General features: G+C 66.6%; 8 protein-coding genes. 5 read left to right on the top strand and 3 right to left on the bottom strand.

Annotated elements, in window-relative coordinates:
- Positions 1-192 precede the first annotated feature (192 nt).
- The 3 genes from R2770_07495 to R2770_07485 all read right to left on the bottom strand — a co-directional run bounded on the left by R2770_07495 (position 193) and on the right by R2770_07485 (position 4,896).
- The gene (locus tag R2770_07495) at positions 193-954 is read right to left on the bottom strand and encodes an alpha/beta hydrolase (GenBank protein MEZ5280302.1); all 762 of its coding nucleotides are present in this window, start codon (positions 952-954) and stop codon (positions 193-195) included.
- Positions 955-1,075: 121 nt separating this feature from the next.
- Positions 1,076-2,998 carry a response regulator gene (locus R2770_07490; protein ID MEZ5280301.1) on the bottom strand — a complete coding sequence of 641 codons (1,923 nt, stop codon included), beginning with the start codon at positions 2,996-2,998 and terminating at the stop codon, positions 1,076-1,078.
- Complete coding sequence (locus R2770_07485; GenBank protein ID MEZ5280300.1) at positions 2,995-4,896, bottom strand: M15 family metallopeptidase; 1,902 nt, start codon at positions 4,894-4,896, stop codon at positions 2,995-2,997. The genes R2770_07490 and R2770_07485 overlap by 4 nt, the downstream gene beginning before the upstream one ends.
- Before the next feature lie 79 nt (positions 4,897-4,975).
- Between R2770_07485 and R2770_07480 the strand changes: the two genes are divergently transcribed.
- The 5 genes from R2770_07480 to R2770_07460 are packed head-to-tail and all read left to right on the top strand — an operon-like array spanning position 4,976 to position 8,907.
- Positions 4,976-5,887 carry a CHAD domain-containing protein gene (locus R2770_07480; GenBank protein ID MEZ5280299.1) on the top strand — a complete coding sequence of 304 codons (912 nt, stop codon included), beginning with the start codon at positions 4,976-4,978 and terminating at the stop codon, positions 5,885-5,887.
- Between the two features lie 53 nt (positions 5,888-5,940).
- Complete coding sequence (amrS, locus tag R2770_07475) at positions 5,941-7,059, top strand: AmmeMemoRadiSam system radical SAM enzyme (protein MEZ5280298.1); 1,119 nt, start codon at positions 5,941-5,943, stop codon at positions 7,057-7,059.
- A complete protein-coding gene (gene amrB / locus R2770_07470; GenBank protein ID MEZ5280297.1) occupies positions 7,056-7,865 on the top strand; it encodes an AmmeMemoRadiSam system protein B in 810 nt (269 codons plus the stop codon). Before amrS ends, amrB begins: the two co-directional genes overlap by 4 nt.
- Positions 7,862-8,470 carry an AmmeMemoRadiSam system protein A gene (gene amrA / locus R2770_07465; protein MEZ5280296.1) on the top strand — a complete coding sequence of 203 codons (609 nt, stop codon included), beginning with the start codon at positions 7,862-7,864 and terminating at the stop codon, positions 8,468-8,470. The genes amrB and amrA overlap by 4 nt, the downstream gene beginning before the upstream one ends.
- Positions 8,470-8,907 (top strand): universal stress protein, encoded by a 438-nt coding sequence (locus tag R2770_07460; GenBank protein ID MEZ5280295.1) that lies wholly within the window; start codon positions 8,470-8,472, stop codon positions 8,905-8,907. The genes amrA and R2770_07460 overlap by 1 nt, the downstream gene beginning before the upstream one ends.
- The last annotated feature ends 9 nt before the right edge of the window (positions 8,908-8,916 follow it).

Genomic DNA, 8,916 nt, shown 5'->3' with positions numbered 1-8,916 from the left:
AGATCACCGAGTGCTCGATGAAGGCGCGCCGGATCTCTTCGAACTGGGCGTCGTCGACCCCCGCAGCGATGTCGACTCCGCCGATGTAGGCACCGACGTTCGGTGATGCCTTGGTGACCGTGATGGTGCGGTACCCGGTGGATGGGTCGAGCTGAGTCTGCATGTGATCCCCCAAAAGGTGTGAGATCGATGTTAGGCAGCCCCGTCGGGGCATACCCCATCGAGCCAAGCGACCAGGTCGTCAAGCACCTGCGCCTGTTCGGGCTCGTTGAAGATCTCGTGGTACAGCCCGTCGTAATAGTGCGACGTCACGGCAGCGTTCACAGCCGCGGCCTCGAGCTTGCGAGATCCGGCGATGTCGGCGAGTTGGTCTTCGGTGCCGTGCCCGATCCAGATGGGCAGGGTCAGTTCGCCGTAGCGGTCTGGAAACGACTGCATCGCCCCGATCAGCGCCGCGCCGAGACCGGCCGAGATCTTTCCCGTATACACCAACGGGTCGGCCTGATACGCGGCCACCACCGCCGGGTCGCGGCTGATCGCATCTGCCGACAGCCCCTGAGGCCGAACACCCGGAGCGACCTTGGCGATCAGGCTGAACACCTTGAGCTGCAGGGGCGAGAAGTCATCGCCCACCTCGAGTGCCGCGCCGCTGAGGGCAAGACCGGCAAGCCCCGCCTGATGGTCGAGTGCATGGCCCACCGCCAGGTTGCCGCCCATCGAATGGCCCAGCATCACCAGCGCCTTGCCAGGGTGCTGGGACTCGACGATCGAGCGGAACTGAGCGAGGTCACGCATGAACTCGTCATAGGTCTTCACGAACGCCCGCTTGCCCTCAGATCGGCCGTGTCCGCGGTGGTCGAGGGCGTGAACGGCATAGCCGGCGTCGACCAGCCGCGCAGCCACGTGCTGGTAACGGCCGCAGTGTTCGCCCAATCCGTGCACAAGCAGGATCACTGCGCGAGGGTCGTTCTCTGGAAGCCAGCTGCGTCTGTACAGCGTGAGTCCGTCGAAGGCCGTGAATGTAGCGTCTTGGCTTTGCATAACGCCGCCAGTGTGTCAGCCGACGTCGGCCGTGTCAGCCCGCCACCGCCTTGCGCATCGCGGGGGCGATCCGCTCGACCTGTTCGACGATCTGCAGCGCCGTGTCGGAGAAGTCGGCGTTGTAGCTGCGCGCCGAACGTTCGACCGCCTCGCACAGCGTTGCTATCCCGACCGCTCCAACCGAGCGCGACGCACCCTTGAGCGAGTGGGCGGCCACGGCGGCTCTGGCGCGGTCGCCCGAGCTGACGGTCTGGGTGAGGTTGGCCGAGTGCTCGTACATCTCGTCGACGAAGGCGTTGAACACCTCTACGGCTGCCGCCCGCGAACCCAGGTCGCGCTCGAGCCTTCGCAAGGCGGCCTCGAAGGGCTTGGTGTCGATCACCGGTTCGTCGATCGCGCCGGCGTCGTCGGCCGGGCCGGCTTGCTCTGCCGGCCGCGGCTTTGGTGCCTCGGGCTTGCGTCGCGCCCACTTGCCGAGGACCCGCTTGAGCTGTTCGAGCGATGCCGGCTTGGGCAAGAAGTCGTTCATACCCGCAGCCACACAGGCTTCGCGGTCGCCGGGCATGGCGCTGGCGGTCACCGCGATGATTGGCGTCTGGTCCCAGCCGTTGGCGGCCTCCAGCCGGCGGATGGCCTTGGTGGTGGCAAGACCGTCCATCTCGGGCATGTACCAGTCCATCAACACCGCGACGAACCTGGTCGGTTCGAAGTTGGCGACCGCGTGGGTGCCGTCCGAAGCCGTTTCACACGCATAGCCCAGGCGCGACAGCTGAGCCTGGGCCAGCATCCGGTTCACCTCGCTGTCGTCGACCACCAGAACGCGTCCCAGCGAACGCCTGGGCGTGTCGTGAGCATGGGTCGGGTCGCCGGCCGCCACATCGGCAACGCGGGGCAGCTCGACTTCGAACCAGAAACACGAACCCTCGCCGACAGTGCTGGTGACCTCGAGGGTGCCGCCCATCTGCTCGATGATGGCCTTGCTGAGCGCCAAGCCCAGACCCACACCACCGCGGCCACCATCTGGTTGGCGGAATGGTTCGAAGATCTCGTTCAGGTGCGCTCGGTCGATTCCCGCGCCGGTGTCGGTTACCGAGAACCGAAAGAAGTCTGCCTCCAGATGCCTGGCGATGACGTTGATGGCGCCCTTGTCCGTGTACTTGCACGCATTCGAGGCCAGGTTCACCAGGACCTGCTCGAGACGCGCCCGCGGGCCCGACACCAGGGGCGGTATGTCGCGGTCGGCCACAGCGTTTATCTCGACACCGTCCAGCGCCAGGCTGGCGACGGTCTCGACCACGTCGGTGGCCAGTTCGGCGGGGTCGAAGTCTTCGTTGCGAAGCTCGAGCACCCCGGCCTGAACCCTGGACATGTCGAGGATGTCGTCGATCAGCGCTCGCAGGTTCTCGGCCTGTCGCACGATGGTGTCGGCGCGGCCTCGGTCTTCGCCGCTGAGCGAGAACGACAGCAGCTCGGCCAAACCCAGGATCGAATGAAGCGGTGAACGCAGCTCGTGACTGACCGCGGCGACGAACGAAGCTTGCGCGTTCGCGGCCTCGCGCAGAGCCCGGTTGGCCTCGGCGGCGTCGGTGATGTCCTCGATGACGCCCACCAGGAAGCGGGGCTTGCCGATCTCGTCCTTGACCGCCTTGGCCTTGAGCCGGCCCAGGAACTGCGAACCGTCTTTGCGGATGTACCGCTTCTCGATGGCCGTTTCCTCCACCTGGCCGCCGAGCAGGTCGGCGAAGTAGCGCCGGGTCAGCTCGCGGTCGTCGGGGTGGGTCAGGCGCATGACGTCTATCGACCCAGCCTCCGATGGGTCGTATCCGAACAGCTCCCAATAGGCCCGGTTTCCACCGATCTGGCGACCGTTGAGGTCCAGAAGTGAATAGGCGACCGGCGCGTTGTCGAACAGGATCGAGTCGACCGACCCCAACATCGATACCGGCCGATCGATCATGACGACTGGTCCGTTCGACCGGTCCACTCGAAGTGCATGCCGTCTGGTCTGGTCCACGTGCCGCCCCAGGCAAAGCCGTTGGCACGGAAGATTTCGACGATGCGCATGTCCATGGTGGGTGGCCGGCCCCAGGGGTTGGAGGCCGGGTTGATGTCGACGGCGAGGCCCCAGGCGTGGCGTGAGATCGCGTCACCCGACGTGCCCCTGATGCGTCGCGCATACCAGCAGCCACCGTTGCGCCTGGTGTCGCCGACATCGATCAGGCTCGCCAGCCCCGCGGCTTCGATCTGAGCCAGTGCAGCCGACAGGTCGTCGACTGCGGCCCGGTTGCACCTGATGCGACCGATGATGGGAACGTCGGTCACCACGATGTTGTCGGCGACCCACCGGGGGTCCATCTCGATCTCGTCGCCGCTTCTGTAGCGATAGTCGAACTCGCCCAACAGGACCTTCAGCCGCAAGGTCGACAGAACCGAGTCTGGGTCTGGTGTTGCCGGGTCCCAGCTGCGACCGAACGACAGGTAGGCGTGTTGCGATTCGAGTTGCTGCAGTGCAGCCGTCAGTGCGTCGGCGTCGTCGATGCCGGTGATCCACACCGAAGATGCACGGTCGAGCCCGAAACTGCGGCCGTCGGCGTCGCCGAACAACAACTCGGCCCCTGTTCGACCCTCGGACACCACCGCGCCGATGGTGCGAGTTCTGGCCACGTCGTCGCCACCCAGGAACGTCACCTGGTCGCCAGGGCGTGCACCGCGGAGGTTTGCGGTGGTGCGACCCATGACCACTTCGCCGCGGTCGAGCGCTCCGGCGACCTCGCCACCGACGAATACTGCGGCGGCGCTGGGGTCGATGGCGCGAGCGGTGAAGGGAATCTGCCAACCGGGTGCGGCGGCGTCGACCACCGAGCCGCGCCTGGTTACAGACAGCACCCTGATGGTGCCGGTGTGGCTGACCACCGAGGTCGCGCCGTGGTCGGCGGCCGCGGCCACGATGTCGGCCTCGGCTCGGGACGAGAGACCGCCGGACTGCCAGGCCGATACGACGTCGAGCGTTGGGTGCTGCACCAGCCACAACTGCGAGCCTGCGCGTTCGGCGGCCACTACCGTGCCCGACGATTGAACCTGGGGTGGGGGAGGGGCGGTGCCGAAGGCCACGGTGGTGCCGGCTTCGGTCACCAGCCAATAGCCGTCGCCGCTGAGGGCGATCATGTCCACAACCGCTGCGGTTGGGGCAACCCCGCCGGTAGAACCCAGGAACGGTGCGTCGCCGAACGCGAACACCCCGCCGTCCTCGGCAGCCAGCCAGTAGCCACCGCCCGATGGGGTGCTCACCATCGCTCGCACCGGCTGATCCAGCAGTATCGCGCCCGTGGATCCTCGAAATGGTGCGTCGCCGAAGGCGAACACGCCGCCGTCGCTTGCAGCTAGCCAGTAGCCGTTGCCCGAGGGCGTCGATGCCATGGCGACGATCGGTTCGACCAGATCGATGTCGCCGGCCGATCCTCGAAATGGTGCGTCGCCGAAGGCGAACACGCCGCCGTCGCTGGCGGCCAGCCAGTAGCCGTTGCCCGAGGGCGTCGATGCCATGGCGACGATCGGTTCGACCAGGTCGATGGCCGCCAGGTCGCCCAGGTGGGTTGCGTTGCCAAATGCGGTTACCGAACCGGCGGCGGTGACGAACCAACCGCCTTGGCCGTCTTCGCCGCGGGCGGCACCTGCGACAACGGCGTCTTCGAGGTCGACGACCCGCACGTCGATGGGATCTGACCCCGAGCCCACCACCACAGGCTTCGACGAGTCCTGGGCCTGTTGCGCGGCCGTGGCCGGGCGCGGGACAGCCGCGGTCGTTGCGACCGCGACCAGAAGAGCTGCGACAAGAGCTCCGAGAAGTCTTCGCATCAGGTGAATTGTCGTCCGCTGGCGGGCTGACCTGAGGTGCATCACATGGCGATAACGTCGCGTCCGAGGAGCGCTGACAGTGTTTCGTGTTGAAAGAGATGAGGCTGTCGACGATGCGGTGCGCCGCGTGGTGCGCGAGGCACTCCTGGACGCAACCGAGCTGGTGGCCGCCATGAGTGCACACTCGGGGTCCTATGCCGATCCGGCTTCGGCCGAGGTTGCGCAGGCCGTGCACGAGGTGCGCAAGCGGTGCAAGGAGGTACGCGGGGTCTGTGCGCTGGTCGGGCCCTCTGTGGGCGATGGTGCCCGGGCCGTCGACCGGCTGTGCCGCAACGCCGCCCGCCAGTTGGCCCCGTCGCGCGACGCGGTCGTGGCCCAGCGTTGGTTGGGTCGTCTGCAAACCGAGTGGGGTGTCGACACCAGCGCCATCGACCCGGTCGCGGTGGCGGCCGAGATCGGCGGTGCCCACCAAGACCCGCCCGACCTGGAGCTCGCGGTCCTGCAACTGGAAACGGCCCTTGCCTTCGCCCGTGCGTGGAGGCTGGGATCTGGTTTCGGAGCGGTGGCAACAGGCCTGGAAGGCACCTATCGCAGGGGAGCTGACCGCCTTCACGTCGTCGTGCACGGAGCCGGGCCCGAACAACTGCACCGTTGGCGGTCGAGCGTCAAACAGCTCTGGTATCAGGCACGGCTGTTGCAGCCCATTGCTCCCTCGGCTCTGGATCCACTGGTGGCTCAGCTGGACGGCATAGGAGAGACGGTGGGCGATCATCACGATCTTCACGTGCTGCGCATGGCGTTGTCGGTGCGTCCCGACCCAGAGCGGCGCCGAGTCGCGGCAGCGGCCCGTGATATCCAGCTCGACCTCGAGTCGCGAGCGACCGCCGCCGGGGCCAGGGTCTACGCCGAGGTGCCCGCGGCGTTTGCGACGCGAATCGGGGCCTACTGGAAGCTGTGGATCGAGATGGTTCCGGACCACACATTCGGTTGAAACCCTACTTTTGGCCCTCCTGCAGCGGGCGTAGGCGTCCGTAGGGTTGGAACGTGAGCGAGCCGATCGTCCTCGATGATGGATTCACGGTGCCCACCCGCTACTGGCACCGTCTCGCCGATGGGCGCGTGCAATGCGACGTCTGCCCCAGGGCTTGCAAGCTCCACGAGGGCCAACGCGGGGTGTGTTTTGTGCGGGGCCGCAGCCCCGACCCGGCCAGCGACGGAATCGTTCTGACCACCTATGGGCGATCGAGCGGCTACTGCATCGACCCAATCGAGAAGAAGCCCCTCAACCACTTCTATCCCGGCACACCAGTGCTGTCGTTCGGCACCGCCGGCTGCAACCTGGTCTGCCGCTTTTGCCAGAACTGGGACATCTCCAAGTCGAAACAGATTCATTCCTTGGGATCGGCGGCCACACCTCGAGCGATAGCCGAGGCAGCGGTCGAGCTGGGATGCACCAGCGTTGCTTTCACCTACAACGATCCGGTGATCTTCCTGGAATACGCCAACGACACAGCTATCGCCTGCCGGGAACGGGGGATCAAGACGGTCGGGGTCACCGCCGGCTACGTATGCCCCGAACCACGCGTCGAGATGTTCAGGCACATCGACGCCGTCAATGTCGACCTCAAGGCGTTCGACGAGGACTTCTACCGGCACCTCACCGGCAGCTCGCTGGCGGTCACGCTCGAGACCATCTCGTACCTCTGCAACCACACCGACGTGTGGGTCGAGCTGACCAACCTGGTTATTCCGGGGCACAACGACTCCGACGACGAGATCAGCGCCATGTGTGATTGGGTGGTTGACGAGGTCGGGCCCGACGTTCCCATCCACTTCTCGGCTTTTCATCCCGATTTCCGGATGCTCGACACGCCTCCCACACCACCCGAGACCCTGGCGCGGGCCCGGTCGATTGCACTCGAGAGTGGGATTCACCACGCGTACACGGGCAACGTCCACGATGCCGACGGCGACACCACCTGGTGTCCGGCATGTGGGGCCGCGGTCATCGTCCGCGACTGGTACCAGATCCGCAGCCACCAGATCACAGACGACGGCAGGTGTGGGGCGTGCGGTCACGTCATTCACGGTCGTTTCGACGGGCCACCGGGCAACTGGGGCCGAAGGCGCCAACCGGTGTCGATCGAGGGGAGAGGGTCATGACAACGCGAGTACGGTTTCCCGCAGTCGCCGGGTTGTTCTACCCCAAGGACGCCCGCTCATTGGCCGCCGAGGTCGACAGATATCTGGCGGCACGCCGCAGCGACCGCCCGGCCGCGATCGGCCCCAAGGTCATCGTCGTCCCGCACGCCGGCTACCGCTTCTCGGCAGCCGTGGCCGCACACGCCTACGCCCTGGTCGATGAACTGGAACCCAAGCCCACCAGGGTGGTTCTGCTGGGCCCATCGCACACGGTGCCGTTGCGCGCAATGGCGGTGTCGGCCGCCGATGTCTGGCGTACACCGTTGGGAGACGTCGCTGTCGATCGCGGCACGGTCGACGATCTGGCGACGCTGCCCGGGGTGGTGGTCGACGAAGTGCCCCACATGCGCGAGCACGCCCTCGAGGAGCAGGTGCCGTTCCTTCAGCGCCTGCTGCCCGACGGTTTCGAGCTGGTGCCCGTGGTGGTCGGGCACACCGAGCCGGGCGAGGTGGCCGCGCTGCTCGACCGTTGCTGGGGCACAGAAGAAACCCTCATCGTGATATCGACCGATCTGAGCCACTATCTGCCTTTGCCCGAGGCCCAGTCGCTCGACCGGGTCACCGTCGACGCCGTGCTGGCAGGCGATCTCGATGCCATCACCACCGACAGGGCTTGTGGTGCCATGCCTTTGAAGGGGGCTGTGGTTGCGGCCAAACGGCACGGCCTGCAGGCCCGTCTGCTGGCCATGGCGACCTCCGCCGACGCCGGTGGCGATCATTGGCGCGTCGTCGGGTATGGGTCGTTCGCTTATGCGAGTGCAGCATGACGGCTCTGATCGAGCCCGAGGTAGGCCGGGTTCTGGTCCAGCTGGCGATAGGTGCGATCGCGGTCGAGTTGGGTCTGGAGGCCGAACCCGTCGACGGCCTCGACCGATTCCGCGACGTGCTCGAGCAGCCGGCAGCATCGTTCGTCAGCCTTCATCGGGGACCAAACCTGCTCGGCTGCATCGGGTCGATCGAGCCCAGGCGTTCGTTGGCAAACGATGTCGCCGCCAACGCGGTGGCGGCCGCGTTCAGCGACCCTCGACTGCCGGCGATCACCATCGATGACTTCAGGGCAATGGACGTCGAGGTTTCGGTGCTGGGCCCGCTCGAACCGATTCGGGCCGGCTCATTTGACCGGTTCGCGCAGCAGGTCGCGGCAGGCACCGACGGCCTGTTGGTGAGGGCACCCGGCCACAGGGCCACGCTGCTGCCGGCGGTGTGGGCCCAGTGCCCAGACAGGGCGACCTTCCTCGACCTGCTGTGGCGAAAGGCAGGTTTGGGCCCCCGGAGTTGGCCCGAGGGGATTCGGGCGGATCGCTACTCGACACAGGAGTTTCATTCGAACGGGCCGCGGCGAGCTCGGCCCCAGATCGGTTTGGTGCGGTGATGAAGATCCTGGCGTGTGTTGATTTCAGCCCTGCTGCCTCGGCGGTGGTAGAGCTCGCCGGACGGCTGGCGATCGAGTCCGGTGCAACGGTGACGCTGATGCATGCGGCAGCACCCGAACCGTCGCTGGTGGGATATGACGAGCCCGGCGGCCCGGCCAGCATCGTCGACCGGGTTCACGAACTGTCCGACGAGGTCTCCGAGATGACGCGCCAGACCGACGACCTCGCTCAGCGGGGCGCCACCACGTCAGACCCGATACTGCGCGTAGGCCCCACCACCGAGACGATTCTGGAGGTTGCCGACGAGATCGAGGCCGACCTGATCGTCGTCGCACGGCATCGGCACGGGCCGCTTCACAACCTTTTGCTGGGCAACACGGCCGAGGCCGTCGTGAGGCACAGCAAACGGCCCGTGGTTGTGGTGCCCGCCAGCTAAGCGATTGCG

It is taken from the genome of Acidimicrobiales bacterium, assembly GCA_041394185.1.
Classification (GTDB): Bacteria; Actinomycetota; Acidimicrobiia; order Acidimicrobiales; family Poriferisodalaceae; genus JAAETH01.
The sequence above is the reverse complement of the archived record's forward strand: the minus strand, read 5'-3'. Positions and strand labels throughout refer to the sequence as shown.